The organism is Sphingomonas sp. HT-1, assembly GCF_048568905.1.
GTDB lineage: Bacteria > Pseudomonadota > Alphaproteobacteria > Sphingomonadales > Sphingomonadaceae > Sphingomonas.
Window position 1 is genome coordinate 3,502,771 of the sequence record NZ_CP183770.1, and the last position, 24,201, is coordinate 3,526,971.

General features: G+C 65.7%; 23 protein-coding genes and 1 tRNA gene. 13 read left to right on the plus strand and 11 right to left on the minus strand.

From position 1 onward, the window contains the following. Nucleotides 1–221 precede the first annotated feature (221 nt). The 3 genes from ACNFJ7_RS16565 to ACNFJ7_RS16575 are packed head-to-tail and all read left to right on the plus strand — an operon-like array spanning nucleotide 222 to nucleotide 4,596. A complete protein-coding gene (locus tag ACNFJ7_RS16565) occupies nucleotides 222–1,550 on the plus strand; it encodes a flagellar hook protein FlgE (protein ID WP_019368454.1) in 1,329 nt (442 codons plus the stop codon). A 25-nt stretch (nucleotides 1,551–1,575) separates the two neighbouring features. Further along, the gene (locus ACNFJ7_RS16570) at nucleotides 1,576–3,678 is read left to right on the plus strand and encodes a flagellar hook-associated protein FlgK (protein ID WP_019368455.1); all 2,103 of its coding nucleotides are present in this window, start codon (nucleotides 1,576–1,578) and stop codon (nucleotides 3,676–3,678) included. A gap of 12 nt (nucleotides 3,679–3,690) precedes the next feature. Beyond that, the gene (locus ACNFJ7_RS16575) at nucleotides 3,691–4,596 is read left to right on the plus strand and encodes a flagellin (RefSeq protein WP_026008942.1); all 906 of its coding nucleotides are present in this window, start codon (nucleotides 3,691–3,693) and stop codon (nucleotides 4,594–4,596) included. A 42-nt stretch (nucleotides 4,597–4,638) separates the two neighbouring features. On the opposite strand, the gene ACNFJ7_RS16580 is transcribed toward ACNFJ7_RS16575, so the two are convergent. Continuing rightward, complete coding sequence (locus ACNFJ7_RS16580; protein WP_026008943.1) at nucleotides 4,639–5,265, minus strand: uracil-DNA glycosylase; 627 nt, start codon at nucleotides 5,263–5,265, stop codon at nucleotides 4,639–4,641. A gap of 23 nt (nucleotides 5,266–5,288) precedes the next feature. Between ACNFJ7_RS16580 and folK the strand changes: the two genes are divergently transcribed. Both folK and ACNFJ7_RS16590 read left to right on the plus strand, forming a co-directional pair. Further along, nucleotides 5,289–5,765, plus strand: coding sequence for a 2-amino-4-hydroxy-6-hydroxymethyldihydropteridine diphosphokinase (folK, locus tag ACNFJ7_RS16585; protein WP_019368458.1), 477 nt, complete (start codon nucleotides 5,289–5,291; stop codon nucleotides 5,763–5,765). Between the two features lie 12 nt (nucleotides 5,766–5,777). Further along, nucleotides 5,778–5,853: transfer RNA gene (locus tag ACNFJ7_RS16590), tRNA-Lys, on the plus strand. Between the two features lie 79 nt (nucleotides 5,854–5,932). Here the strand turns inward: ACNFJ7_RS16590 and ACNFJ7_RS16595 are convergent. Beyond that, nucleotides 5,933–6,913, minus strand: coding sequence for a right-handed parallel beta-helix repeat-containing protein (locus tag ACNFJ7_RS16595; RefSeq protein WP_236704383.1), 981 nt, complete (start codon nucleotides 6,911–6,913; stop codon nucleotides 5,933–5,935). A 567-nt stretch (nucleotides 6,914–7,480) separates the two neighbouring features. On the opposite strand from ACNFJ7_RS16595, the gene ACNFJ7_RS16600 reads away from it, so the two are divergent. Beyond that, nucleotides 7,481–9,655 carry a TonB-dependent receptor gene (locus ACNFJ7_RS16600; RefSeq protein ID WP_019368460.1) on the plus strand — a complete coding sequence of 725 codons (2,175 nt, stop codon included), beginning with the start codon at nucleotides 7,481–7,483 and terminating at the stop codon, nucleotides 9,653–9,655. Here the strand turns inward: ACNFJ7_RS16600 and ACNFJ7_RS16605 are convergent. Together ACNFJ7_RS16605 and ACNFJ7_RS16610 are read right to left on the minus strand one after the other, a co-directional pair. Beyond that, nucleotides 9,645–11,453: a hypothetical protein gene (locus tag ACNFJ7_RS16605; RefSeq protein WP_019368461.1), complete on the minus strand. Its 1,809-nt coding sequence runs from the start codon at nucleotides 11,451–11,453 to the stop codon at nucleotides 9,645–9,647. The genes ACNFJ7_RS16600 and ACNFJ7_RS16605 overlap by 11 nt on opposite strands. Next, on the minus strand, nucleotides 11,453–11,686 hold the full coding sequence (locus ACNFJ7_RS16610) for a hypothetical protein (RefSeq protein WP_236704384.1): 234 nt from the start codon (nucleotides 11,684–11,686) through the stop codon (nucleotides 11,453–11,455). Before ACNFJ7_RS16610 ends, ACNFJ7_RS16605 begins: the two co-directional genes overlap by 1 nt. An 88-nt stretch (nucleotides 11,687–11,774) precedes the next feature. Here ACNFJ7_RS16610 and ACNFJ7_RS16615 point away from each other — a divergent pair, with 88 nt between their 5' ends. After that, nucleotides 11,775–12,197 (plus strand): hypothetical protein, encoded by a 423-nt coding sequence (locus tag ACNFJ7_RS16615; protein ID WP_026008944.1) that lies wholly within the window; start codon nucleotides 11,775–11,777, stop codon nucleotides 12,195–12,197. Between the two features lie 64 nt (nucleotides 12,198–12,261). On the opposite strand, the gene ACNFJ7_RS16620 is transcribed toward ACNFJ7_RS16615, so the two are convergent. The 4 genes from ACNFJ7_RS16620 to ACNFJ7_RS16635 are packed head-to-tail and all read right to left on the minus strand — an operon-like array spanning nucleotide 12,262 to nucleotide 14,808. Beyond that, nucleotides 12,262–12,822, minus strand: coding sequence for a MotE family protein (locus tag ACNFJ7_RS16620; protein WP_019368464.1), 561 nt, complete (start codon nucleotides 12,820–12,822; stop codon nucleotides 12,262–12,264). Further along, nucleotides 12,819–13,247, minus strand: coding sequence for a DUF6468 domain-containing protein (locus tag ACNFJ7_RS16625; protein WP_019368465.1), 429 nt, complete (start codon nucleotides 13,245–13,247; stop codon nucleotides 12,819–12,821). Before ACNFJ7_RS16625 ends, ACNFJ7_RS16620 begins: the two co-directional genes overlap by 4 nt. Beyond that, entirely contained in the window at nucleotides 13,244–14,263 is a 1,020-nt protein-coding gene (fliM, locus tag ACNFJ7_RS16630; protein ID WP_019368466.1) for a flagellar motor switch protein FliM, read from the minus strand. Before fliM ends, ACNFJ7_RS16625 begins: the two co-directional genes overlap by 4 nt. Continuing rightward, entirely contained in the window at nucleotides 14,260–14,808 is a 549-nt protein-coding gene (locus ACNFJ7_RS16635; RefSeq protein WP_019368467.1) for a flagellar basal body-associated FliL family protein, read from the minus strand. Before ACNFJ7_RS16635 ends, fliM begins: the two co-directional genes overlap by 4 nt. Nucleotides 14,809–14,923: 115 nt before the next feature. Between ACNFJ7_RS16635 and ACNFJ7_RS16640 the strand changes: the two genes are divergently transcribed. The 6 genes from ACNFJ7_RS16640 to ACNFJ7_RS16665 all read left to right on the plus strand — a co-directional run bounded on the left by ACNFJ7_RS16640 (nucleotide 14,924) and on the right by ACNFJ7_RS16665 (nucleotide 19,315). Further along, nucleotides 14,924–15,664: a flagellar hook-basal body complex protein gene (locus ACNFJ7_RS16640; RefSeq protein WP_019368468.1), complete on the plus strand. Its 741-nt coding sequence runs from the start codon at nucleotides 14,924–14,926 to the stop codon at nucleotides 15,662–15,664. A 22-nt stretch (nucleotides 15,665–15,686) separates the two neighbouring features. Beyond that, nucleotides 15,687–16,469, plus strand: a complete 783-nt coding sequence (gene flgG, locus ACNFJ7_RS16645; protein WP_019368469.1) for a flagellar basal-body rod protein FlgG — start codon at nucleotides 15,687–15,689, stop codon at nucleotides 16,467–16,469. Next, entirely contained in the window at nucleotides 16,469–16,897 is a 429-nt protein-coding gene (flgA, locus tag ACNFJ7_RS16650) for a flagellar basal body P-ring formation chaperone FlgA (protein ID WP_019368470.1), read from the plus strand. The genes flgG and flgA overlap by 1 nt, the downstream gene beginning before the upstream one ends. Before the next feature lie 12 nt (nucleotides 16,898–16,909). After that, entirely contained in the window at nucleotides 16,910–17,662 is a 753-nt protein-coding gene (gene flgH, locus ACNFJ7_RS16655; RefSeq protein WP_026008945.1) for a flagellar basal body L-ring protein FlgH, read from the plus strand. A 255-nt stretch (nucleotides 17,663–17,917) separates the two neighbouring features. After that, entirely contained in the window at nucleotides 17,918–18,775 is an 858-nt protein-coding gene (locus ACNFJ7_RS16660) for a flagellin (RefSeq protein ID WP_026008946.1), read from the plus strand. Between the two features lie 138 nt (nucleotides 18,776–18,913). After that, the gene (locus tag ACNFJ7_RS16665; RefSeq protein WP_019368473.1) at nucleotides 18,914–19,315 is read left to right on the plus strand and encodes a hypothetical protein; all 402 of its coding nucleotides are present in this window, start codon (nucleotides 18,914–18,916) and stop codon (nucleotides 19,313–19,315) included. Nucleotides 19,316–19,735: 420 nt separating this feature from the next. Here the strand turns inward: ACNFJ7_RS16665 and ACNFJ7_RS16670 are convergent, their stop codons facing one another. The 3 genes from ACNFJ7_RS16670 to flhA form a co-directional block, all read right to left on the minus strand. Beyond that, nucleotides 19,736–20,392: a flagellar hook assembly protein FlgD gene (locus ACNFJ7_RS16670; protein WP_019368474.1), complete on the minus strand. Its 657-nt coding sequence runs from the start codon at nucleotides 20,390–20,392 to the stop codon at nucleotides 19,736–19,738. A 9-nt stretch (nucleotides 20,393–20,401) separates the two neighbouring features. Continuing rightward, nucleotides 20,402–22,030, minus strand: coding sequence for a flagellar hook-length control protein FliK (locus tag ACNFJ7_RS16675; RefSeq protein WP_019368475.1), 1,629 nt, complete (start codon nucleotides 22,028–22,030; stop codon nucleotides 20,402–20,404). Nucleotides 22,031–22,106: 76 nt separating this feature from the next. After that, nucleotides 22,107–24,188 (minus strand): flagellar biosynthesis protein FlhA, encoded by a 2,082-nt coding sequence (gene flhA / locus ACNFJ7_RS16680; RefSeq protein ID WP_019368476.1) that lies wholly within the window; start codon nucleotides 24,186–24,188, stop codon nucleotides 22,107–22,109. Nucleotides 24,189–24,201: the final 13 nt, after the last annotated feature.

The following is a 24,201-nucleotide window of genomic DNA, read 5'->3' on the forward strand; positions in this document are numbered from 1 at the left end:
AGGCGGATCGCGCGCCGGAGCGGTGATGACCCGGCAAATTTTGCCGCCCAAGGCCGTTCAATAGGCAAATTCGCCCTTTGGTTTGGGTCGCTCATTTACCGTTCTACAATGAGGGTGTCGCCGGCGTGGGGATCGCGCGGGCATCCTCAGGAGTGTAGAAGTTGAGCCTCTATTCCGCTCTTTACGCTGGCGTTTCCGGGCTGAGCGCGCAGTCTAGTGCGATGGCCACGGTCGCCGACAACATCACCAACATCAACACGGTGGCCTATAAGGGTGTCGAAGCGCAGTTTCGCACTCTGGTGACGGATGGCCGTACCTCCTCCAACTATTCCGCGGGCGGCGTCGCCGCATCGCCGATCGCGCAGGTGGCGAAGCAGGGCCTGCTCCAGGCTTCCGGCAGCAGCACCGATCTGGCGATCGACGGCGGCGGCTTCTTCATCACCCGCACCGGGCTCAGCTCCACCGATCAGGTGGCCTATACCCGCGCCGGCTCGTTCAAGCCGGACGAGGAAGGCTATCTGCGCAATTCGTCGGGCCTGTACCTGTACGGCTGGCGCCTCGATGCCGAGGGCGCGTTCACCAATACCGGCAACCTGGACGCGCTTTCGCCCGTGCGGTTGAGCGATCTGGTCGGCACGGCGGCGCCCACCACCAAGCTGCAGGCCCGCATCAACCTGCAGTCGGATGCGGCGAACTATGCCGGTACCCTCGTTTACAACCGCACCTTCGATCCTGCAGCGCCCGCTGTCACGCCGGCTCAGGGCAACATGGCCTCCGGCACCATTACGCCGACTTTCTCGCGTTCGTTCACCATCTATGACTCGCAGGGCGGCGGCCACCAGGTCAACATGTCGTTCCTGAAGACGGGCTCCAACGAATGGCAGATGGAAATGTATGCCGTTCCCGCCACCGATATCGAGACGACCGCGGGCGCGGCCGTGACGAACGGCATGCTCCGCAGCGGCACGGTCACCTTCAACGGTGACGGCAGCCTCAACCTCAGCGTTGCTCCGGCCACCTCGGCCGGCTTGTTCGACGATCTCGATTTCGCCGCCCAGGGCATCAAGTGGAGCAACGAAGCGGAATCCGTTCCGATCAAGCTGTCGCTGGGTGAGGACAAGGGCATCAGCGGCCTGACCGCATTTGGCCAGCCTTCGTCGCTCGTCTCGGGCGGCACCGATGGCGGCGTGCTCGGCAACATCGCGTCGGTGGAAGTCTCCAAGAAGGGCGAAGTCAGCGCGATCTTCGACGATGGCTCGACCCGCAAGGTGTTCCAGCTGCCGATCGCGACCTTCCCGAACTCGAACGGCCTTACCCGGATCTCGGGCAATGCCTATGCTGCCAACCGGCAGTCGGGCACGATGACGATGAACCCGCCGGGGGAACTGGGCGCTGGTTCGCTTTCTGCGAACACGCTGGAGGCCTCGACCGTCGACCTCGCCGGCGAGTTCACCAACATGATCCGCTTCCAGCGCGCCTACAGCGCCTCGTCGAAGATCATCACGACCGTCGACGACATGCTGCGCGAAGTCAGCGATCTCAAGCGCTGATCGCTGAAACCGGGGGAATGCCGTCATGGCGTTGAACGACATTCTGGGAACCGCGGTTTCCGGGCTCGCAGCCGCCCAGGCGGGGCTGCGCGCGGTATCGAACAACATCGCCAATGTCGGCGTTGCCGGCTATGCGCGCGAAAAGGTAACGCTCTCCACCGCCGTGGTGGCAGGGCAGATCAGCGGCGTGAAGGTCGGCGAGGCGGAACGCGTCGCCGACCGGTTCCTCGAAGCGACCGTGTATCGCCGGGCCGGCGATGCCGGTCGCGCCGAGGTGACGTCGAGCTATCTCGGCCGCCTGCAGTCGCTGCTGGGCGAACCGGGCGCAAAGTCCGGCCTGCCGGCACGGCTGGACGCGATCAACGCCTCCGCTATCGCCATGACCGGCTCGCAGTCTTCGGCACAGACGGTGGCGGTGTTCACCGGCGATGTCGAAGACGCGCTCGCATCGATGAAGCAGACCACGAACGACGTCGACAGCCTGCGCGCGGATGTCGAATCCGAAGTCGGCTATTCGGTCGATAAGATCAACACGCTGCTCAAGCGGATCCACGACCTGAACGGCACGGTGGCGCAGGCCACCGGCCTTGGCCGCAGCGCCAGCGGCGCGGCCGACCAGCGCATGAACGCGATCGAGGAACTCAGCGGCCTGATTTCCGTCAACGTCCGCGACCAGCCGGACGGCCGCGTCACGATCGAGACGCAGGCGGGGCAGATGCTCCTCGATACGCGGCTGCGCCAGCTCGATTACGCCAATTCGGGCAACGGTACGGGCACGTCGCAGACGACCTATCCCGATATCAACATCAAGTTCGCCAACGCCAATGGCACCATGGGCGCGCTGACCGGCGAAAAGCTGGATTCGGCTGCGGTCGGCGGCAAGCTGGGCGGCCTGCTCGATCTGCGCGACCGCGCGCTGCCCGCCTTCTCGGAACAGATGGGCGTGCTGTTCAACGGTCTCGCCGAAACGCTGAACCGCGTTTCCAACGCCAGCACCACCGTGCCTGCGCCGAAAGACCTGATCGGCCGCCAGACGGGATTGGTCGGCACCGATCGGCTGAACTTCACTGGTTCGGCCACCTTTGCGGTCACCGCGAAGGACGGCAGCATGGTGGCCAAGACGACCATCGACTTCAGCACGCTGAGCCCCAACACCGTCAATCAGATGGTCGCGACCATCAACGCCAATCTGGGGGGGGCCGCGACGGCGAACTTCACGGACGGCGTTCTGACCTTCTCTGCGGCGAACAGCGCGAACGGCGTGGCCATCGCGCAGACCGAGGGCAATCCCAGCGATCGCGCCGGCGTGGGCGTTTCCCAGTTCTTCGGGATGAACGACCTCATTCGCAGCGACAAGAGCAGCCTGGTGCCCAGCGGGTTCGAAGGTACCGATCCGCACGGTTTCACCACCGGAGAAAGCGCGCAGATCATCCTGCGCGACGCTTCGGGCCTGGCGCTGACCAGCTACACGCTGCAGCCGCAAACGGGCGACGATTTCGATGACATCATCACCGAGCTGAACGACAGTCCCCTCGGCCGATTCGGCGCTTTCAGCCTCGACGATCGCGGGCGCGTGCGCTTCGATCCGGCAACCGCGGTTTCGGGCGCGGTGCTGTCCGTCGCTGCGGATTCCACCGATCGCTTCGGCACCGGTCGCAGCTTCTCGTCGCTGATGGGAATGAGCGGCCTCAACGCCGGCCTCGCCGAGTCCGAGGTGCGCAGCGACATCGCCGCCGACAGCAGCAAGCTTCCGCTCGCCATGCTCAACGCAAGCGCGGCAGTGGGGGAGCGTGCCCTCGGCACCGGCGATACGCGCGGCGCCACCGCGTTCGTCAACGAACTGCAAAAGTCCGTCGATCTCGGCAAGGATGGTGTCACCACGATCGGGCGCTTTTCCACTCAGCTGCTGGGGCGGGCGGGCCTTGAGGCCAATCAGGCCAGCAGTCGGCTGGAGGACGCCAATGCGCGCAAGGCCGACGCGGTCAATCGCCGCGACAGCTATTCGGGCGTCAACATCGACGAGGAACTCTCGCAGATGGTGGTGTTGCAGAATAGCTATGCGGCCGCTGCGCGGATCATGACGACCGCCACCCAGATGTACGATACGCTTCTAGAAATGGTCCGTTAAGGGAGCCGACCCATGTCCCGTGTTGCCACTATTCCGCTCCAGCGTACCATGGCGAATGCTATCCAGACCTCGCAGGAAAAGCTCGCCATCACGCAGAAGCGACTTTCGACCGGCAAGAAGGCCGCCGATTTCGCGTCGCTCGGCACTGAAACCGTGCGCAACCTTTCCGCGCACAGCATGCTCGAGCAGCAGAACGCCCAGGCCGCCGTGTCGAAGCGGGTGGGCACGACCATGTCGCTCTATCAGGGGCATATCGAAGGCATCGACACGTCGGCGCGGGACTTGCGCCAGCAGATCCTCACGGCGCTGGGCACCGGCCAGTCGGCGGGTCTGCAGGAAGCGATCGAGAGCGCTTTTCAGCAGATGCGCGCCTCGCTGAACGCAGGTGAGGGCGGCACGCCGCTGTTCGCCGGCTCGCAGATCGATCAGGCGCCGTTTTCGGTGGCTACGCTGGCCGACGCGGCGACCGTGCCGGCCGATCAGGCGTTTCACGACGACGATGTGCTCGCCTCCGCCCGCGTCGCCGACGGCGTGGACCTGACCTATGGTGTCAATGCCAGCTCGATCGGCAAGGGGCTGTACGAAGCCTTTCGGGCACTCGCCGGCGCCGGCCAGATCGGCAATACGCTTACCGATGCGCAGAAGACAGTGCTGCAGGAAGGCGTGTCCAAGCTCAACGACGGCTTGACCCAGTTGGGGCTGGTAAATGCCGACAACGGGCGCAAGCAGAACCAAGTCGAAGATCTTACCACGCGCGGCGAAACGCGCGCGCTGCTGCTGCAGCAGGTGATCGAAGACAATGAGGATGCCGACCTGGGTCAGGTGGCGATCGATCTTGCGCAGCAAAAGGCGGTTCTGGAAGCGAGCTACTCGGTGTTCTCGCAGCTCTCCAGCCTGAGCCTCGCGAAATATCTATGATGCCGGGGGACGTGCGGCGGGCGTAACGGCCCGCCGGCGGACTCAACCCGACGCGGTTCGTCCCAGTGCGTCCCGCAGCGCCATCGCCCGTTCGAACACGGCGGTAAGCATCGGTTCGGTCAGTCGGCCGATATTCTGGTTGTAGCGCGAGCAGTGATAGCTATCGAGCAGCACCTGCCCCTTGGGCAGGCGATGCTCCGCGCCATGGGCGAACCGAAGCTTCGGCAGCTTCCCTCCCAGCGCCTTCACCGCGGACTGGTGTGCGATTTCACCCAGCGCCACCGTTATCGGCGCCCGCAACTGGCCGGCGAGGAACGGCCGGCACGCCTGCACTTCTGCCGGAAGTGGCCGGTTTTCCGGCGGCAGGCAGCGCACCGCATTCACGATCAGCAGCCCTTGCGGCTCACCCTCACGCATCAGCTCGAGCTTCTCCAAAACCGCGAAGAGCAGATCGCCCGAGGCGTCTCCCGTAAAGGCACGGCCGGTGCGGTTGGCGCCGGCGCGCCCCGGCGCCAGGCCGACGATCGCGATCGGCGCATCGGGCTGGCCCAGCGCCGGTACGGGCGCGTTCCACCAATCGGGCTGTTCGGCCCGCAATTCCATGCGCAGCGCCACCAGCCGGGGGCAGCGCGGGCAATCCCGATCAGGTTCAAGACTTGGCGTGGCCATGGTGCCGCGATAGGCGCGGAGACGTGCCCATCTCAAGCTACGTTATCGCCCTTGGATCGAATCGCCGCGGCCGCCACGGCAGCCCGCGCGCGCAAGTGCGTGCGGCGCTTGCCTTGCTCGGCCGCGTCCAGGCGGTGTCACGCCTGCGCGAAACCGCGCCGCTGGGTCCTTCGCGCCGTCGCTTCGCCAACGCGGTGGCGCTGATTCGCAGCGAGGAGGCACCGGACGCCCTGCTGCGCCGGCTGAAGGCGATCGAGCGTGAATTCGGCCGACGCCGCGGCCAGCGCTGGGGCGCGCGGGTGATCGATCTTGATATCGTGCTGTGGTCGGGAGGCTGCTGGCGCACGCCTGCGCTGACCGTGCCGCATCTCAGTTACCGCGAGCGCCGCTTTGTCCTGGCGCCGCTCGCCGAAATCGCCCCTGACTGGCGCGACCCGGTGAGCGGCCGCAAGACGCACGCATTGCTCCACGCTGTTGACCGGCCGCGTCCGCGCGCCTAGGTGGCGGGGCGTGGGTCCGTAGCTCAGTCGGTAGAGCAAGCGACTTTTAATCGAGAGGTCCCGGGTTCGAATCCCGGCGGACCCACCACCGCCTCTCCATGCAGCAGACGGCCGCGGGCGCCTGGATGACACGCTACCGCCCGGACGCGCGGCGGCAGTGCGGGCGCTTACTGCGCCCTGTAGATGCCGCCAATCTGATTGCCGGAAGGTGCGCCCTCCTTCCCATTGATTACATAAGTCGGCGCCGAGTTGCCCGAGAGCGTCGCCGGTCCCAGCGTACGGATCCACGGGCGATAATTTGGTCCTGCCGTAAGAATGTTGTTCCGGATCACGATTCCGCTACCTGGTCCGGCAATGTTGATCCCGTGCCACATGACATTGGCGAAGGTGTTGCCGATGATCTGCACGCCGTCATAGCCGCCCACCTTGGCCTCGTCCCCGAAAAATATGCCCTGAAACTCGTTGCCCGGTGAGCCGATGAACCGGTTCATGACGATTTGTATGTTTCTGCAGCCAGAGGTCTTGCCGGCGGTCCAGCACTGGATCCCGTCGGGGTGATCGCCCGGTTTGACCCCGAACAGAGCCATAGAGTTGTTGTAGATGCGCCCGTCTCGCGTGCCGGGGATTTCCATCGCGTCACGGCTTAGATGGGTGAACATGTTGTTCTCGATGTTGAAGCTCGAGCTGTCTTCCACCACCAGTGCGACACGTAGGTCGTGAAAAGTAACCCCGCTTACTTTTAGGTTGGTTACGTTCCGGATGTACATTCCATACATGTCATCTTGCCAAAGATTATTGGCTGGCCCATGGACGAAGCCTCCGGTGAACGTGATGTTCGATCCGCCGTTGATGTCAATCATCTTGGCCCAATCGGGATCAGTCCCGCGAATACGCGTAACTTCGATATCGTTGAACGTCACATTGCGAACGTTGCGCACCCGTAGTTCGCTGAATAGGGCCGGAGCGGCAGGGTAGGCACTTTTGATGACTACCGGTGACGTGAAAGAGCGGTTTTGTATAACCACGGTGCCATAGTTCGCCCGGCCCAACCGGATCACCTCGCCACCTCGCGCGCGGTTAATCGCGGCATCGAGCTGGGCTTTGGTGTTTACGGTAATTGCGGACAGCATGGCGAGTGTAGCAATCACGGTGAATCTCTCCAAATGTGCGACGAGCGGTTGGAACTAATTAACTATAGTTGATCTAGCCGACGGCAGAGTGAAATTTTGTTGCATTGCGGCGAGACGGGCTCTTGATGGGACGAGCGCCGGCGCTTCCGCGGTATCGCTGCCAAACCGCCAATTTTTGCTATGTAGCAGCATGTATTGGCTAGCCCTCTGAGCTGGGTGCGGTCATGATTTCCGATTTTTCGCGATACACGGGGGAAGGGTAGGGCCGCATTGTGCCGCGGCGCATCATCCCGTTGCGAGGCCGATCTGGATTTGGCCGCGGCAAGCTGCTGTGAGGCAAGGCAGCATTAGCCGGGGCTCGTTGATGAGCGCAGGCCAGTGGATTCTCTCGAGACCAAAGCCGCTAGGCGCTTGCCTGTGGATCTAATGGTGCTGTGCTGGCGAGATACGCCGGTCGAGCGTCCGTGTTCGGCAGTGTTCGTCTAAAAATTATTTCTCGCAGAGGCTTAAAAGCGAATCCGCTATTGATACTATATAACGTCACCGCTAGTGCAGTGCACAAAGAGCAATCAAAGGGAAGATCCGATGTCGCGTGCGCTGTTGCTTGCCTCCGCCATTATACCGCTGCTGTCCCTGCCGGCCTTCGCCGATCCGGAGCCCGATGCGCCGGCCGCTGCGGCTTCCGGTACAGACGATCAGGACCGGGCGGCGCAGCGTGGGCAGGGCGTGAACATCATCGTCTCCGCGCCCTATAGCCAGAGCGAGCAGGACGTGCTGTCCGGCACCTCGGTCGTCACCGGCGAGGAACTGACGCGCAATCTGCGCCCGACGATCGGCGAGACGCTGGCGCGTCAGCCGGGCGTCTCGGCGAGCTCGTTCGGCCCTAGCGCCTCGCGGCCGATCCTGCGCGGCTTCCAGGGCGAGCGTGTGCGCGTTTTGACCGACGGTATTGGATCGATCGACGTCTCCAACACCTCGGCCGATCACGCCGTGATCATCGATCCGCTGCTGGCCGAGCGCGTCGAAGTGCTGCGTGGTCCGTCCGCCTTGCTGTTCGGCTCCTCGGCAATGGGCGGCGTCGTCAATGTGATCGACAGCCGCATCCCGCGCAGCGTGCCGGAGAACGGCTATCGCCTGAACGCCATCGGCACCTATGGATCGGCGGCGAACGAGCGGAGCGTGGGCGGCGCGGGCGACGTGGCGCTGGGCGGCCGCATCGTGCTCCATGCGGACGGTTCCTACACCAAGTCGGACGACCTGAAGATCGGCGGCTACGCGCTTTCTGCGGCCAAGCGGCGTGAGGCCCTGGCCAGTGCGGCGCTGCCGGCCGACCCTGATGCCGAGGAACCGATCGACTTCGCCGACAATGCGCGGATCCGCGGCACCCTGCCGAACAGCGCTTCGGAGACCTGGACCGCCGGCGCCGGCGCCTCGCTGATCACCGAGACGGGCATGCTGGGCATTGCCTACAGCCATTATGACAGCCTGTATGGCATCCCGGTGCGCTATGCGACGCAGCCCGGCCAGGAACAGGAAGGTCCGCGTCTGAGTGTGGTGCAGAACCGCGTCGATCTGCGTGCCGAGGCAGAGACCGGCGGCGGCGTTCTGGAGCGCGTTCGCCTGCGGGCCGGCTATGCCGCCTACCGCCATTTCGAGCTCGAGGAAGACGGTGCGGTGGGTACCGCTTTCTACAACAAGGGCCTCGAAGGTCGTCTGGAACTGGTCCAGTCCCAACGTGGCGCCTGGCGGGGTGCGAGCGGCCTACAATATTTCAGCCGTAATTTCGACGTGCAGGGAGAGGAGGCCTTCCTGCCCAAGAACCAGACCAGTCAGCTGGGCCTGTTCACCTTGCAGCAGCTCGACTTCGGGCGCCTCAAGGCGGAAGCGGGCCTGCGCTACGAGTTCACCGATTTGTCCGCGGATACGTTGCTGGGCGACGAACGCTTCTTCCGCGGCAAGCGCCATTTCGAGGCGCTGTCGGGCTCGATCGGCGCGTCCTATGGCCTGAGCGAGACAGTACGCATCGGCCTCAACGGCTCGCACACCGAACGCGCGCCCTCGGCCGAGGAGCTCTTCGCGAACGGCGCTCATGCCGGCACCGAAGCCTATGAACTCGGAAATCCCGGTTTTCGCCTGGAGAAGAGCTGGGGCCTGGAAGCGACGCTCCACGCGCATGGCGACGGCTTCAGCTTCGATGCGTCGGCCTATTACAACTGGTTCTCGAACTATATCAGCGACAACCAGACGCTTCAGGCGGTGTGCGAGGATGCTGCGGCGCCCAGCGGCCGCACTGTCGATCTGCCGTGCTTCCAATTCACCCAGCGCGACGCGCGCTATTACGGCTTCGAAGCCGAAGGCTCGGTGCGGCTGGCGCGCATCGGCGGCTACACGATCAACCTCGACGCGCTCGGCGATTATGTTCGGGCCAATATCGTCGATCAGGGGCCGGCACCGCGCATCCCCGCCATGCGCGTGCTGGGCGGCATCGAGGCGCAGTCGGATCTGCTGACCGGTCGCCTCGAGGCGGAACACGTCTTCAAGCAGGATCGCATCGCCGCGTTCGAAACGCCCACCGCCGCCTACACCATGGTCAACGCGATGGTGAGCCTGCGGCCGTTCCGCAGCCTGCCGGGTACGACGTTGATGGTGTCGGCGAACAACCTGTTCGACGTCGAGGCACGGCGGGCGGCCAGCTATCTCAAGGACTTCGCGCCGCTGGCCGGGCGCGACATCCGCGTGACGCTGCGCCTCAGCCTGTAGGCGCGTCGAGCAGGTCACCGATCGCCCCGGTGGGGCTTGCGGCGGGGATCGCGGCCATTGCGCCGCTGATCCGCGCCGGATCGATGGTCTGGGCGGGCTGGGTGAGCAGGTCGAAGGCCTGCGCGCTTGGCAACGTCCTGAACGCGGCGCCATAGCGCGCGCGCAGCGCCTGCAGCTTGTCTTCGCGCCCGAGCATCGCCAGCGCCACCGCCTGGCGCAGCACGATCGCCTGGTTCGGGGCGCTGAGTGCACCGGCCGAGGGCAGGCTGGCTTCGTTCTCGGTGATGAACGAGCCCCAATTATGGGTGCGCCAGTGCATCTCGCTGCGCACGCCTGCGCCGCCGGGAACGCCGTCGAGCGCGGCCATCGCCGCCGCCTCGCGACCCAGCTTGTACAGCGCGACCGCTTCGACGCGCTTGCGATCGAAGCGCATCATGTCCGAATAGCTGGCCTGCTCGGTCGCGTGCAGGGTGTCGAGCGCGCGTACCGGATTGCCGGAAAGGATGAACAACGTCGCTACCCGCACCGATAGCGGGCCCTGCGCCACGTCCTGCCGGCGTTGCATCACCTGATATTGCAGCAGCTCGGCCGCGCGGGGATAAAGGCCCGCCGCTTCCAGCCGATCGGCCAGCCGCATCGCCAGGGCATCGCCCTCAGCACCGGCAGGCGCCAGTTCCTTGTAATCCCAGTACAACCCGGCTGCCTCGGGCAGCGGCGTGCCGCTGTCGGGCGCGAGCATTTCGGCGAGCCAGCCGCGAATCTGCACCAGCATCGCAGCCGCTTCGGGACCGGGCTGGAAATAGCGGAACAGCGTCGCAGCACTGCGAAGCGCGGCGCGGCGATCATTCTGTTCCTTGGCAAGCGCGAATTCCAGCTCCAGCGCGCCCTTTTCCACCATGCCGCCACGCCAGCCATAGCGAAGCGACTCGAGCCGCTTGATCGCTTCCGCCGGCGCGATGCGGTGCAGCTTCACCTCGCCCTGGATGCGGGCGAGTTCGGCTTCGGCCTTGATCTGCGGCGTGCCGCTCAGCTCCGCGCGCGAGAGGCGGAACAGCCCGGCTGCGGGATCGCCGGAGACGAGCAGCGCCCGGCCGCGCAGCAGGTTGGCGGCGGCATCCTGTTCGCCGAACAGCTTCAGCCAGGCGAAGACCGGCGCCGTCTGGCCGGCGGCGATGGCGCCCCGCGCGGCGGCAAGCGTAAAGGGCTTGCGCGCCTGCGGATCGCGACCGTTGATTGCCGGGACGGCGCAGTTGACCTGGCGCGCGGCGGCCATTTCATCCCCCTGCGCTGCCAGCGCCCGCATCCGCCAGGCACAGGCTTCCGCATTGCCGTCCAGTTCGGGCAGCGACAACGCCTCTACGGCAGCGCGATCGTGCCCGATCATCGTCAGGGCCGCGCCGGTGGCGAGCTGGAACGGCGCGACCAGAGCGAGATCCGCGTCGTCCGCCGCCATGGTGCGCAGCACGCCCAGCGCTTCCGCGCCCATGCCGCGGCGGATCAGCGAGCCGGCATAGCGCCACCGCGCGAGCTGACGCGTGTCCGGCTTGGCGTTGACAAGGCCGTCCCACGCCTGCTCCTCGGTAAGTTCGGGCCAGTCGCGGCTGGAGGTGATCGTCGGCATCTGCGCCAGCGTCGCGGCGAAGGGCGGCAACGCCATCGGGCCGGCGGCCATCGGCTCGGCTGCCGGGGCGGCGGCTTCGGCGGGCGCAGCATGCGCATCGGCGGGCGGGTGCACCGGTTCGCTGGCTGTGGCCGCGGCGGCGCTGGCGAGAAGGGCGGGGATCAGCAAGCGGCGCATCAATGGCCTCCCGCCACCAGCATGGTCACGAGCGCACTGCCCGCGCCGCATGCCACCAGGAACATCAGGGCCGGCACGATCGGCAGACCCTTGGGCGCTTCGGCTTCCGCTGCCGCCTTGGCGGCGGCCTGCTGCGCCGGCGTGCCGGTCGCGTCCGCCGCAACCGCGTTGCCGCGGCTGGCAGCCGCGTCGCTGACGACGCGCATCCGGGCTGGTCGTTGATCGTGGCTCATTTGGATTCCGTTAAGTGCTTGTCCCTTATTTATAGGACGTCTGCGGCCCGCCGGGCGCGCGGCACCATGCATGGACGGGAGATTTTCTGTGAGCGGCAGGCCCAAGCTGGCAATGCTTTTCCTGGTAGCGGCGGCGCTGTCGCCGGTCCCGGCCGGGCGGGCGCTCGCTTCGGGCGGCGGGGGCGGTGGCGGCGCCGCCGGCCTGCACCTGCTGGCGATGGATCCGATCGCCGTGCCGATCATCGATGCCGATCGCGTCAGCGGCACGCTGAACTTCAAGCTGGTGGTCGAAGCTACCGATGCCGCTGCCGCGCAGCGCATGACGGAGAATCTGCCCGCGCTGCGCATGGCAGCGATCGCCAGCGGCGTGGAGTTCGCCCGACTCGATGCGTCCGCACTGCGGGCGGTGAACGTCGCCGATCTCGACAAGGCGCTGACCGACGCGATTCACGCGGTGGAGCCGGGCGTCGCCCGCGTGCTCATCGTCGAAGTCGGCGCGTCGCAGGGCTGAACGCAGCGGCGGCCCCGGCAGATGCCGGAGCCGCGCCATGCCTTCGAACATTGAAACGAGCCGCTCAGCCCGGCTTTCGCGCAGCCATCGCCGTCCCGGCGACGGCAGGGGTCGCGGCCGGGCGCGCAGCGCTCTTGCGAGCCAACGCCATGCTGAGCGCCGCCGCACCCTTGGGCGACATCGCCGCCAGAATCGCGCCGGTGGAGGCGGCCCGCATCCGCTGCGCCACCTTCATCTGTACTTCCATGTCGAGCTGTTCGAACACGACCGCAGCCTTTGCAGGCTTCATCGCCTGATAAATGCGGGCGAGATCGTCATACTGTGCTTCGGCCGGCGAGGGCGCGCCAGGCGCGCCGGTTCCGGTGGCGGTGTCCTTCTGTCTCGCTTCCAGATCGGCCTGCAGCCGGCTTTCGGCGGCCTTGGTCGCCTGTTCGCGCAGGTCCAGCGCGCGCTGGCGTTTGGCGGCTTCGGCGTCGCGTGCGTTCAGGTCGCGCTGGATCGAATTGCCCAGCCGCGTGGCGGTGCTGCCGTCCTGATCGCCGGTGGCAATGCTGGCGGCATTGGCCACTGCCGCGATGGCAGAGGCCGCCGCCATCAGCAGCAGCAGGGAAGGGCGCGCCATCATGCCGCTTCCCGCGTGATATCGCCGGCCAAGCGGGCGGCGAGTGCTTCGGCATCGGCCTCTGCATCCGCCTCAGCTCGTTCGGCCTTGTCTTCGTTGTCGCTGCGCAGGGCATTGGCCAGGCTGACGGCGGACACGATGCGCTCGCAGGCGGAATCGGCGATGCCGATCATGTCCGACAGTTCGTCGCGCAGATCGCGGGCCTGTTCCACCAGCCGGGCATGCCGCGCGCAATCGGTGCCGAGCGTCGACTTCATGTCCGACAGCACGGCGCGCGCCTGTATGGTGGCGTTGTCGAGCGCCTTCACCACGTCGGTGAGCGCGCCATCCTTCACGGCGCGCAGGCTGCGCATCATCCGTAGGCTCTGCACCAGCACGGCGATGCACAGGATGATCGTGAGCACATTGGCGGATAACGCGATACTCATGAGGTCTTCTTCCTTGAGCGGGAAACATCGTTGACGAGGCGCACGGCGACACGGCCGCTGCGCTGGCCGATCTGTGCCTGGGCGAGCTTCACGTCGCCGCAAGCGATATCCAGGGGGTCGTCGGGGCTGTTGTTGAAGGCGATGGTCTGTCCCACCTGAAGCTCTTCGAGTTCGGCGAGCGGCACTGCCTTTTCGCCAAGCAGCACGTTCACCGTGACGTTGGTCTTGCGCACTTCGGAGGCCATGTGCGCCTCCCAGATGCTGTCGCGCCCGCTCTTCTCACCCATGAAGCGCTGCAGCAGCTTGTGCCGCACCGGCTCCAGCGTGGCATAGGGGAACACCAGCGTGAAACAGCCGCCGCGGCCGTCCATGTCCACCCGGAAGGTGGCGATGGCGCAGATGTTCGATGTGGCGGCGATCGCGGCGAAGCGGGGATTGGTCTCGATGCGCTCGAGCCGCATCGAAATCGGCTCGATCGGGCGGAATGCCTCGCAGAAATCGCGAAGGGCAGTTTCCAGCACGCGCGACACCAGCGAGGTTTCGATCGGCGTGAAGCCGCGCCCGTCGATCACGGTCGGCGAATTGCCGCCGCGGCCGCCGAGCAGCGCGTCCACCACCGAATAGATCAGCCCGGATTCGACCGTGATGAGACCGTAGCTCTCCCATTCGGTGACCTTGAACACGCCGACCATGGCGGGCAGCAGCACGCGGTTCATGAACTCGCCGAAACGGGCGGAGGTGACCTCCTCCAGGCTCACGTCGATCGCGTCGGAGGTCATGTTGCGCATCGAACTGGCGAAGCTGCGCACCACGCGGTCGCACACCACTTCCAGCATCGGCAGCCGTTCGTGGCTGATGACCTTCGATTCCAGAACGGCGCGCAGGCCCTTCTTCTTCAGAACCGGTTCGCTGCCGCCGAACAGCGCGTCGATGTCCGCCTGCGCGAAATTGCCGATGTCGTCGCCGAACGGTGCAGCGGGCGGATCGGGCAGGTCGAAATCGTCGAGATCGATCATTGCTGAATGAGATCCTGAATGAGGACTTCCTTCACCATGCCGGGCCCCAGGGTCCGCGTGGCGCGCACCATCAGTTCCTCCTTCAGGCGGAACACGGCGGCGGAGCCGTTCAGATCCTCCGGACGCAGCTCGCGCAGAAAGGGTTGATAGGCGTCGAGCAGCACCGGCAGCTTGTCCTTGAGTGCGGTGTCCGTGGTCTTTGCCCCGGGCACCAGCATCAGGTGCAGCTTCAGGAAGTGCGCCGTGCCATCGGGCGAGCGCAGGTTCACCGACAGCGGCGGGACGTCGACGAACTTTTCGCCCTTGCCCTCGCCACCTTCTTCGCCGCCATGGCCCTCGCCTTCGCCCGCGTCCGCCGCGGCTTCCTCGCCATGGCTTTCTTCGGCCTTGGCTTCGGTCTTGCCGCCGCCAAGGAACATGGCAGCGCCGCCGCCGCCCAGCGTCAGCGCGGCAAGCGTCGCAGCGCCGATGATGATCAGCTTCTTTTTCTTGTTGGGCGCCGGGCTTGCGGGCGCGCTCTTATCCTCGACGATTTCCGCCGACATACTCCTGGACCTTCCCGATTTATCGGCCGCGGCGTCCGCACGTCCGATTTCCCTCTATTATAGGACCATCACCCGGCAATTTCTGCCTAGTGACACTTTTTCGAAGGACGGTCCGGTGGACATCTCTTCTTATGTGCTTCTCAGCCAGGAACAGGCGCTCAGGCGTCGGCTGGACATCGTGTCGAACAACATCGCCAATATGAATACGGTGGGCTTCAAGCGCGAGCAGCCGGTGTTCCGCGAATATGTGGAGCAGACCGATTCCGCCGTGAAGCCGGCGCAGAAAACGTCGTTCGTGCTCGATTACGGCGCCGTGCACGATGTTTCGAACGGCGCGTTCCAGCCGACCGGCAATCCGCTGGACGTGATGATCGACGGGCCGGGCTATCTTTCGGTGCAGTCGGGCGACGGCAGCATTGCCTATACCCGCGCGGGCTTCGTGAAGGTGCTCGAGAGCGGCGAACTGGCGACGGCCGGCGGCCAGGTGATCCTGGGCGCGGGCGGCAAGCCGATCAAGGTTCCGCCCGAGGAAGCTGGCCGGGTGAGCGTCGTGGCCGACGGCACCGTGATGGGCAGCACCGGCCCGCTCGGTCGCATCGCCGTGACCGTGTTCGAAAGCGAAGCTGCGGTCGATCCACGCGGCGACGGCATGTTCACCGCCACCGGCGGCCGCGAACTTCCTGCCGACCAGACCAAGCTGATGAGCGGAGGGGTCGAGGGATCGAACGTCAACGCGATCGTCGAAACCACCGACATGATCCAGATTCTGCGCGCCTATCAGACCAGCCAGAGCCTCTCCAACTCGATGTCGGACATGCGCAAGAGCGCGATCGACAAGCTCGGCCGCGTCGGCTGAATTTCACGAAAGGATACCCGTCATGCGTTCGCTTTCCATTGCCGGCACCGGCATGCTCGCCCAGCAGACCAACGTCGATGTCATCTCGAACAACATCGCCAACATGAACACCACCGCCTTCAAGAAGCAGCGCGCCGAGTTCCAGGACCTGTTGTATCAGCAGGTCTCGCGGCCCGGTTCGTCCACCGGCGGCGACACGCGGGTGCCGTCGGGCATTCAGATCGGCGCGGGTGTGAAGACCGGCGGCGTCTATCGCATCAACGAACAGGGCGCGCTGACCCAGACCAGCAATCCCTATGACATGGCGATCCAGGGCCAGGGCTATTTCCAGGTGACGATGCCGGACGGCTCCACTGCCTATACCCGCGACGGCACCTTCCAGATTTCCGATCAGGGCGAACTGGTTACGCAGGATGGCTATCCGGTGCAGCCGGGCATCACGCTGCCGCAGGGCGCGCTGAGCTTCAGCGTTTCGAAGACCGGGCTGGTGGAAGTCACCGTCGCCGGCAACACCCAGCCGCAGCAGCTCGGCCAGCTGCAGCTCGCGACCTTCATGAACGAGTCCGGCCTCGAAGCGCGCGGCGGCAATCTGTTCGTTGAAACCGCCGGCTCGGGTCAGCCGACCGTTGGGTCGCCCGGCGATCCCGGCATCGGCACGCTGACCCAGGGCTTCATCGAAGCGTCGAACGTCAACCCGGTTTCCGAAATCACCGCGCTGATCACTGCGCAGCGCGCCTATGAAATGAACAGCCGCGTGGTGAAGACCGCGGACGAAATGCTGGCGACGACCAGCCAGCTGCGCTGATGTCCGCGCTGCTGGGGTTGCTGCTGCTCGCCGCCGCGCCGGGCGAGGAGGTGCCGGTGGCGGTGCTCCAGCAGTCGGTGGCGCGCGGCGAGCGGATCGACGCGAGCGACATCGTCGTCGAGCCGCGGCCGGAAGGCGTCGCGCGCACCGCGCTGCGAATGGACGACGTCGTCGGCATGGAAGCCACGCGCAACCTCAACGCAGGTGCGCTGCTCCGCCGCGGCGATGTGATGAAGCCGCAGCTCGTTCGACGCGGCGAGCCGGTGACGGCGCGGATCGTGAGCGGCCCGCTGGTGATCACCGCCGCCGGCCGCGCGTTGGGCGGCGGGGCACAGGGCGATCCTGTCCGCATCGTCGTCAGTGCCACCAACCGCACGCTCGACGGATTCGTCGATGGATCGGGCACGGTGCGGGTCTCTACTCCCTGAAGGACAAGGTTCATGCGTAAACTCATCCTCGTGGTGGCGCTGGGCGCCACGCTTTCGGGCTGCGGTGCGGTCGGGCGGTTGAAGGCTGTCGGCAAGGCACCGCGCCTTTCCTCGATGGAGCCGATCGAGACCCCGGACGTGCAGCCTTCGCTGGCCGATCCCTCGGACCGCTCGGGCCGGGTTCGCCAGGCATCGACGCCGACCGCGGCGCCGAGCGCATCGCTGTTCCGTACCGGCGCAGGTGCCTTTTTCCGCGATCAGCGCGCGGGCAAGACCGGCGACATCCTGACGATCCGCATCAACATCGCCGATCGTGCCGATATCGGCAACAACACGGCGCGCACGCGCGGCGGCACCGAAACCGCCGGCATCGCCGGCCTGCTGGGCCTGCAGACGCCGATCCGCAAATTGACCAACAGCGATCCCTCGTCGCTCGTCGATACCAGCTCGGGCTCCAAATATACGGGCGGCGGCACGACCAACCGGTCGGAAACGATCAACATGACGATGGCGGCGATCGTCACCCAGGTGCTGCCCAACGGCAATCTGATGATCCGCGGCCGGCAGGAAGTGCGCGTGAACTTCGAGATGCGCGAGCTGATCGTCACCGGCATCATCCGCCCGGAAGACATCGCCCGCGACAATTCGATCGCGCACAGCCAGATCGCCGAGGCGCGGGTCATCTATGGCGGCAAGGGCCAGCTGACCGATGCGCAGCAGGCGCGCTGGGGCCAGCAGATCTACGACGCGCTCTTCCCCTTCTGATCGCGCGATCGCAGCGCTTCGGAACAATAGCCTGAAAGAAAAAGACCGGGGGTGCGTCGTTCCGCAACGGCGCACCCCCGGTCTTTTCAGTTTTTTAACTTAACCACTTGCTAACCATCAAAATATGCTGGGAAATTTTGGTCGGAACGATTTCCTTTCCACAATGGAAGTGCAGGGCGCGCCAAGCGCCCGGCCGTGGATCGGCGGTTCCGATCCGGGTCGCAGAAGCGACTCTGTTCCAAGAAGGAAATGATCATGGGTTTTTCGGTTAACACCAACGTTGGCGCAATGGCGGCTCTCCAGAGCCTCACCTCGACCAACAAGGACCTGGCTACCACGCAGAGCCGCATCAACACCGGCCTGTCCGTGTCCTCGACCAAGGATGACTCGGCTTCCTACACGATCGCACAGGGCCTCCGTGGCGACCTGGGCGGCCTGAAGTCGGTTTCGTCGTCGCTCAGCCGCGCCAAGAGCGTGACCGACGTCGCCGTTGCCGGTGCCGAGCAGATCTCCGACATCGTCAACCAGATGAAGGCGAAGGCCTATCAGTCGGCGGATAACGGTATCGACACCGCGACCCGCACCGCGCTGAACAACGACTTCGTCGCGCTGCGCGACCAGATCACGACCATCGTGAACTCGTCGGACTTCAACGGCACGAACCTGCTGAAGGCTTCGGGCGGCACGGTTACCGCGCTGCAGTCGCTGCAGGACGCGGACACCACCAGCGCCACCACGTGGAACCCGGATTCGCTCAGCGTGGCGAACCAGGGCCTCGATCTCGGCGGTTCGGTGGTTACGATCGCATCGGGCGGCAACATCAGCAGCCAGTCGGCTGCGGCGGCGATGATCGACACGATCACCACCACGCAGGCGAACCTGAAGACCTCGCTCAGCACGCTCGGCGCCGCTTCGCGCAAGATCGATGCTCAGCAGACCTTCACCAGCAAGCTGTCGGACGTGATCGAGGGCGGCATCGGCAACCTTGTCGACGCCGATCTCGCGAAGGAATCGGCACGCTTGCAGGCACTGCAGGTCAAGCAGCAGCTCGGTGTTCAGGCTCTGTCGATCGCCAACCAGGCGCCGCAGACGATCACTTCGCTGTTCCGCTAAGAACCCGCGGCCCAACCCTGGGGGCCAAAGGTTCGAACGGGGCCGGGATGGTACGCCATCCCGGCCCTTTTTTTGTCGGTTTCGCACGGCATCGAATGGTTATCGGTCCTATAAGGATACCGAACGGGAGAATGGTTAGTGTTTCCGCGCATTCGTGAAATCACCGACGCCTTTGGCGGCCGCTTGCGCGTAAGCGTCGAGGAGCATCCCTCGGGTGCGCTCATCGTCCTCGAACGACCCGATCTGGCCGCCCGCCCGCGCGTGCTGCTCGATGGCTATGGCGTCGACGTGCTTGCCGGCTACATCATGTCCGCCCGCCTGTCGGTGCCCCAGCAGCTGCCCGACGAGCATGTCGACGGCATGTTCGGTACGCGCCTGCGCCTGGAGGTGGACCCCTCCGCAGTCGTGATCCTGACGCAGGAGGGCGGCAGCGGTATCGAGATCGCCGCGCCGTTCTGGGATCGCTTCTACGCCGAATTGTGCATCGTGGCCGCGCATGCGCGCGAGCTGACCCGCCGGGCCGAGGCGCGCGTCCACTGACCTGCGCACCCGCAGGCTGCGCATCCATTGATCCGCGCGCCCGCGGGCCGCGCATGTCCCACCGAAACCGGGCCCCGCTACCAGTAGGAAGCGACGAGTGCCGGCATTCGCTGGGATGACAAGGAAAGGGCACAGATCCCCGTCCGAAGACCTTCGTATCGGTCCGATCGGCGCATTGTCTCATGGCGTACAAATGCGAGCGGCAGGCCAGTTGGGGGGAACTGGCCTGCCGCTATGCCGGGCGAGGGGGGCCCGGCAATGAAGGAGAGACGAGAGGATCGCGAGGGGATCGGAACGTCCTCTCATCTCCTGATCTACTTATATCGCAGATTTCGACCCTGTAAAAGTCGGTACTGACTTGATTTACTACAGGATTTATACGGAGGTCCAGTTAGTGCGGATTTAATCGACCGCGCTAACTTACTTCTGGATGCGGGTAATCAAGCTGGTCGGATACTGTGCATCGTTGATCGAGACCACGGGGGAACCGTTGATCATCTGTACGTTATCAACGGTTCCTGCGGCGCTGGCGGTCATCTTGATCGATGCGACGGTAGCATTGCTGCCGGTCAATTCGACGCGGTAGATGCCGGGGTCGAGCGCCTTGCCGTCCTTGGTGGTGCCATCCCAGGTGAAGCTGCCGCTGGTGCCGGTCGCGTCGAAGGTGCGGGTATCGACCGTGCTGCCCTTCGAATCCAGGATTTTGGCGGTCACGCTCGTCACGGCGTTCGCAGCGATCCAGTTCCACTGCGCCGGCTTCGTCGCGCTGGTCGCAGCCATGTCGGAGTCGACCTCGACAGCCTGGCCGATCATCGACGAGCTTTGCGTCAGCGACTGCATGTTCATCGTCGACAGCATCGTGTTCAGCGTCTTGTTCTGCTGAATCGATTGTTCAACTTGCGAATACTGAACGAGCTGCTGCGTGAACTGCGAGCTGTCCATCGGATTCATCGGGTCCTGATTCTGCATTTGGGTGGTCAGCAGTTTCAGGAACAGGCTGTAATCCGCGGTCAGCTTGCTGCTCGCCGCATCGGTGGTGGTGCTCGTGGTGGTCGTCGCGCTGGTGACGAGGGTCATGAACTGCTCCTAGGCGATCAGGTCGACCTGGCCATCGCCGCGGATCGGGCGATAGGCCGGGGCCTGGGGTTCGGGTTCGTCGCGGAACTGCTGGTTGCCGCCACGCGACTGTTGCTGGAAGGCGGATTGGCCATTGCCGCTGCCGGCGCCGCCATCGCGGCCTTCGAAGCGGAAGCTTTGAGTGTCGCTGCGGATTCCTGCCTGCTGTAGCGCGCGGCCGAGATCGGGCGCGTCCTGCCGCAGCAGATCCAGCGTGTGCTGGCTTTCGGCCCGCATGGTCGCTTGGACGCGGCCCTCACGATCGAAGGCGAGGGTTACTTCCACTCGGCCCAGCTCGGCAGGGTTCAGCCGCACGCGCAGTGTGTCTTCGCCTGCATCTACCTTGCGCGCGATTTCCACGCCCAAGCTGCGCCCGAGTTCGCCCGGGCGCGCCTGGATCACCGGCTCGCCGGCAGCGGCGCTCGGCGCTTCTGCTGCGGGCGCGTGGGTAGCGGCCGTGGTGGTGGTTGGCGCGACGGAGAATGCGGCCGTCGTGGTGGCGGCGCTGGCGGCGGGGCCGGTGCGGGATGTGTCGGCGGCGAGCTGCTGGCCAAAGGCGGCGCCCTGATCGCCCTGGTGGCCGGCATCGCCGCTATGAGTGTCTGCCTTGCCTTCGATGGCTCTCGCAAAGTCCGTTGAGACGTCGACGGCAGGGCCGTTCTGCGCGGTGACCGCTGCCGTTGGCGGGGCCGTGCGTGCGGGCTTGGTCGTGATCTCGCCGGAAGGCGCCGGCTGCGGTGGGGCGGCGGGCACCGGCTGCTGAACGGTTTGCGCGACTGCAACGGGCTGCGGCTGCGGCTGCGGCTGCGTCTGGGGGTGCGGCGACACCAGACTTTCCAGCCCGGCGGCATTCGTGGCCGGAGCGTCATGCTGCGCATCGGCCGAAGCAGCGTTGCGACCCGACTTGCTGGTCAGCTTTGCGGGAGCCTTGGCGCGATCGAGCGTCGGGACCTCCAACTGGATCTGCGCGGGTGCATCGAGCGCCACGGCAGCGGCATCCGCCGTGCCGGGTTGCGCGACGACGGGCATCATGGTTTCCGTCGGCGCGGGCGGCGTCTCGGCAAGTGCAGGCTGGCCCGTCGGATGTTTGCCGTCGATCAGCGGATCACCAACGTTCGTGGCGGGAACGTGCACTTCGGCATCAGGCCCTCCGGGAAGCGCCTGCTCCAGAATGCCGTTTGCGGAGTGCGGCGTCGCGCCTGCAACATCGGTCAGGGCGGTGGAAGCCGCCGGCTGGTTCAGCGCCTTGGCGATCGCGTCTCCCAGCGGGCTGCTCCCGACCGCGATCGGCGCGGCGACCAGCGCGGCGGGCGTTGCCGTCGCGAGCAGTTGCGCCATCGCGACCTGCGGCTTGTCGCCCGGCAGCTTGGGGAGCGCATTGTCGGCGGCCGGCAGAATCGGCGCGTTCGTCCGGGCAGGAAGTTGTGCGGCGAGATCGGCCGCCGATGCGCTGCCGATGGCGATGGTTGCACCCGCCAGCGTCGGCTGGCCAAGGGCTCCGCCGATCATGCCGGCAAACCCGCCCGCGGCGCCCGTATCCATGCCGCCGGTCTGGGGCGAAGGGGATGCCAGGGGGAAGCCGATCATCGTGACGTTCATTCAGTCGCCTCGTGCGCAGGGCCGGAAAGGGCCCTTTCAAACCATTATAGAGGGATCGCCGCGGCGACCGTTCGGATCAGCCAATTACGCCCAGCGCCCGGATGCGCGCGCGTGCGTGGATTTCGTTCTGCGACAGCACCACCGTTGCCGGACGGACCCGTTCGATGATCGAGCGGACGAAGGGGCGGATCGACGGGCTGGTGAGCAGGCAGGGGATCTCGCCATCGGCGGCCAGCCGATCATAGGTCTCGCGCACGGCCGCGATGAACTGCTGCAGCGCGGAGGGTGCCATGGCCAGCTGGCGCTCGTCGCCGGTGCCGAGAATGCTTTCGGCGAACGCCTGATCCCAGTCGGCAGACAGCGTGACCACCGGGATCGCCTCGCCGCGCACCTGCTGTGCGCTGATCTGGCGGGCCAGGCGGCTGCGGACATGCTCGGTGATCTGGGTCAGATTGCTGGTCAGCGGGGCGGCTTCGGCGATGCCTTCCAGGATCGTCGGCACGTCGCGGATCGAGATGCCCTCCGCCAGCAGGTTCTGCAGGATGCGCTGGACGCTGGAGATCGACACCTTCGACGGGATGATGTCGGCGACCAGCTTTTCCGATTCCTTGTGCACTTCGGTCAGCAGCTTCTGCGTTTCGGTATAGGAGAGCAGATCGGCGATATTGTCCTTCACCAGCTCGGTCAGGTGCGTCGCGATGATCGTGCCGCAATCGACCACGGTCAGGCCGCGGAAGCCGGCTTCCTCGCGCAGTTCGCGGTCGATCCACAAAGCGGGCAGGCCGAACACCGGCTCCTTGGTGTTCTCGCCCGGCAGGCCGACAGGGGCGCCGCCCGGGTTGATCAGCAGCAGCTTTTCCAGCTTGATCTCGCCGCGCGCCGCCTCGGTCTCCTTGATCGAAATGACGTATTCGTTCGGCTTCAGGCCCATATTGTCGATGATGCGGACGGAAGGCAGCACGAAGCCAAATTCGGTCGCCATCTGGCGGCGCAGCGCGCGCACCTGATCGTCGAGCCGCGGTTCGCGCGTGTCGTCGTTGATCATCGGCAGCAGTGCATATCCGATCTCGATGCGCACTGCGTCGATGGCGAGCGTTTCCGAAATCGGCTGTTCGACATGCTGGGCCTGGGCGATTTCCTGCGCGGCGACGATGCGCTCGCGGGCCTGCTTGGCGCTGGCGCGGCGCGACATTTCCCAGGCGACCCAGCCCGACAGCGCGGAGAAGGCGGCAAAGGGAATGAAGGGCAGGCCGGGCATCAGCGCCAGGGCACCCATCAGGAACGAGACCATGCCGAACGCTTTGGGATAGCGGCCCAGCTGCTCGCCCAGCGCGGCGCCGGTCTTGCCGGCCACGCCGCCCTTGGAGACGAGCAGACCCGCTGCCGTCGATACGATCAGCGCGGGGATCTGGCTGACCAGGCCATCGCCTGCGGTGAGCACGGTGTAGGTGCGGAACGCCTCGCCGATCGGCACACCGTGCGAGATCACGCCGATGCCCAGTCCGACGATGATGTTGATCGCCGTGATCAAAAGGCCGGCAACGGCATCGCCCTTCACGAACTTCGACGCACCGTCCATCGCGCCGTAGAAGCCGCTCTCGGCTTCCACTTCGGCGCGGCGGGCCTTGGCCTGTTCCTCGTTGATCATGCCGGCGGAAAGATCGGCATCGATCGCCATCTGCTTGCCCGGCATCGAATCGAGGCTGAAGCGCGCGGCGACTTCGGCGATGCGGCCGGCGCCCTTCGTAATGACGACGAAGTTGATCACCACCAGGATCATGAAGATGGTGAGGCCGATGATGGTCTCGCCGCCCATCAGGAACTCGCCGAAGGCGCCGATCACGCCGCCGGCGGCATCGGGGCCTTCATGGCCATGGCCGAGGATCAGGCGGGTGGAGGCGAGGTTGAGGCCCAGGCGCAGCATCGTCGCGATCAGGAGGATCGTCGGGAAGGCGCTGAGCTCCAGCGGCTTCTCGATGAACAGCGCCGTCATCAGGATCATCACCGAAAGAGTGATGGACAAGGCCAGTCCCATGTCGAGCAGCCAGCCCGGCATCGGCAGGATCAGCATCGCGATGATCGCGATCACGCCGCCGGCCAGCGCCATGTCGCGATTGGCGCCGATCCGCTGGAAGAAGTTCAGGATGACGGGAGGCATGGGCTGCTACCGG

Coding starts and splice junctions, on each gene's coding strand:
- ACNFJ7_RS16565 (WP_019368454.1), top strand. CDS start 222: ATGGCCACGGTCGCCGACAACATCACCAACATCAACACGGTGGCCTAT.
- ACNFJ7_RS16570 (WP_019368455.1), top strand. CDS start 1,576: ATGGCGTTGAACGACATTCTGGGAACCGCGGTTTCCGGGCTCGCAGCC.
- ACNFJ7_RS16575 (WP_026008942.1), top strand. CDS start 3,691: ATGTCCCGTGTTGCCACTATTCCGCTCCAGCGTACCATGGCGAATGCT.
- ACNFJ7_RS16580 (WP_026008943.1), bottom strand. CDS start 5,265: ATGGCCACGCCAAGTCTTGAACCTGATCGGGATTGCCCGCGCTGCCCC.
- ACNFJ7_RS16600 (WP_019368460.1), top strand. CDS start 7,481: ATGTCGCGTGCGCTGTTGCTTGCCTCCGCCATTATACCGCTGCTGTCC.
- ACNFJ7_RS16605 (WP_019368461.1), bottom strand. CDS start 11,453: ATGCGCCGCTTGCTGATCCCCGCCCTTCTCGCCAGCGCCGCCGCGGCC.
- ACNFJ7_RS16610 (WP_236704384.1), bottom strand. CDS start 11,686: ATGAGCCACGATCAACGACCAGCCCGGATGCGCGTCGTCAGCGACGCG.
- ACNFJ7_RS16620 (WP_019368464.1), bottom strand. CDS start 12,822: ATGATGGCGCGCCCTTCCCTGCTGCTGCTGATGGCGGCGGCCTCTGCC.
- ACNFJ7_RS16625 (WP_019368465.1), bottom strand. CDS start 13,247: ATGAGTATCGCGTTATCCGCCAATGTGCTCACGATCATCCTGTGCATC.
- fliM (WP_019368466.1), bottom strand. CDS start 14,263: ATGATCGATCTCGACGATTTCGACCTGCCCGATCCGCCCGCTGCACCG.
- ACNFJ7_RS16635 (WP_019368467.1), bottom strand. CDS start 14,808: ATGTCGGCGGAAATCGTCGAGGATAAGAGCGCGCCCGCAAGCCCGGCG.
- flgG (WP_019368469.1), top strand. CDS start 15,687: ATGCGTTCGCTTTCCATTGCCGGCACCGGCATGCTCGCCCAGCAGACC.
- flgA (WP_019368470.1), top strand. CDS start 16,469: ATGTCCGCGCTGCTGGGGTTGCTGCTGCTCGCCGCCGCGCCGGGCGAG.
- flgH (WP_026008945.1), top strand. CDS start 16,910: ATGCGTAAACTCATCCTCGTGGTGGCGCTGGGCGCCACGCTTTCGGGC.
- ACNFJ7_RS16660 (WP_026008946.1), top strand. CDS start 17,918: ATGGGTTTTTCGGTTAACACCAACGTTGGCGCAATGGCGGCTCTCCAG.
- ACNFJ7_RS16670 (WP_019368474.1), bottom strand. CDS start 20,392: ATGACCCTCGTCACCAGCGCGACGACCACCACGAGCACCACCACCGAT.
- ACNFJ7_RS16675 (WP_019368475.1), bottom strand. CDS start 22,030: ATGAACGTCACGATGATCGGCTTCCCCCTGGCATCCCCTTCGCCCCAG.
- flhA (WP_019368476.1), bottom strand. CDS start 24,188: ATGCCTCCCGTCATCCTGAACTTCTTCCAGCGGATCGGCGCCAATCGC.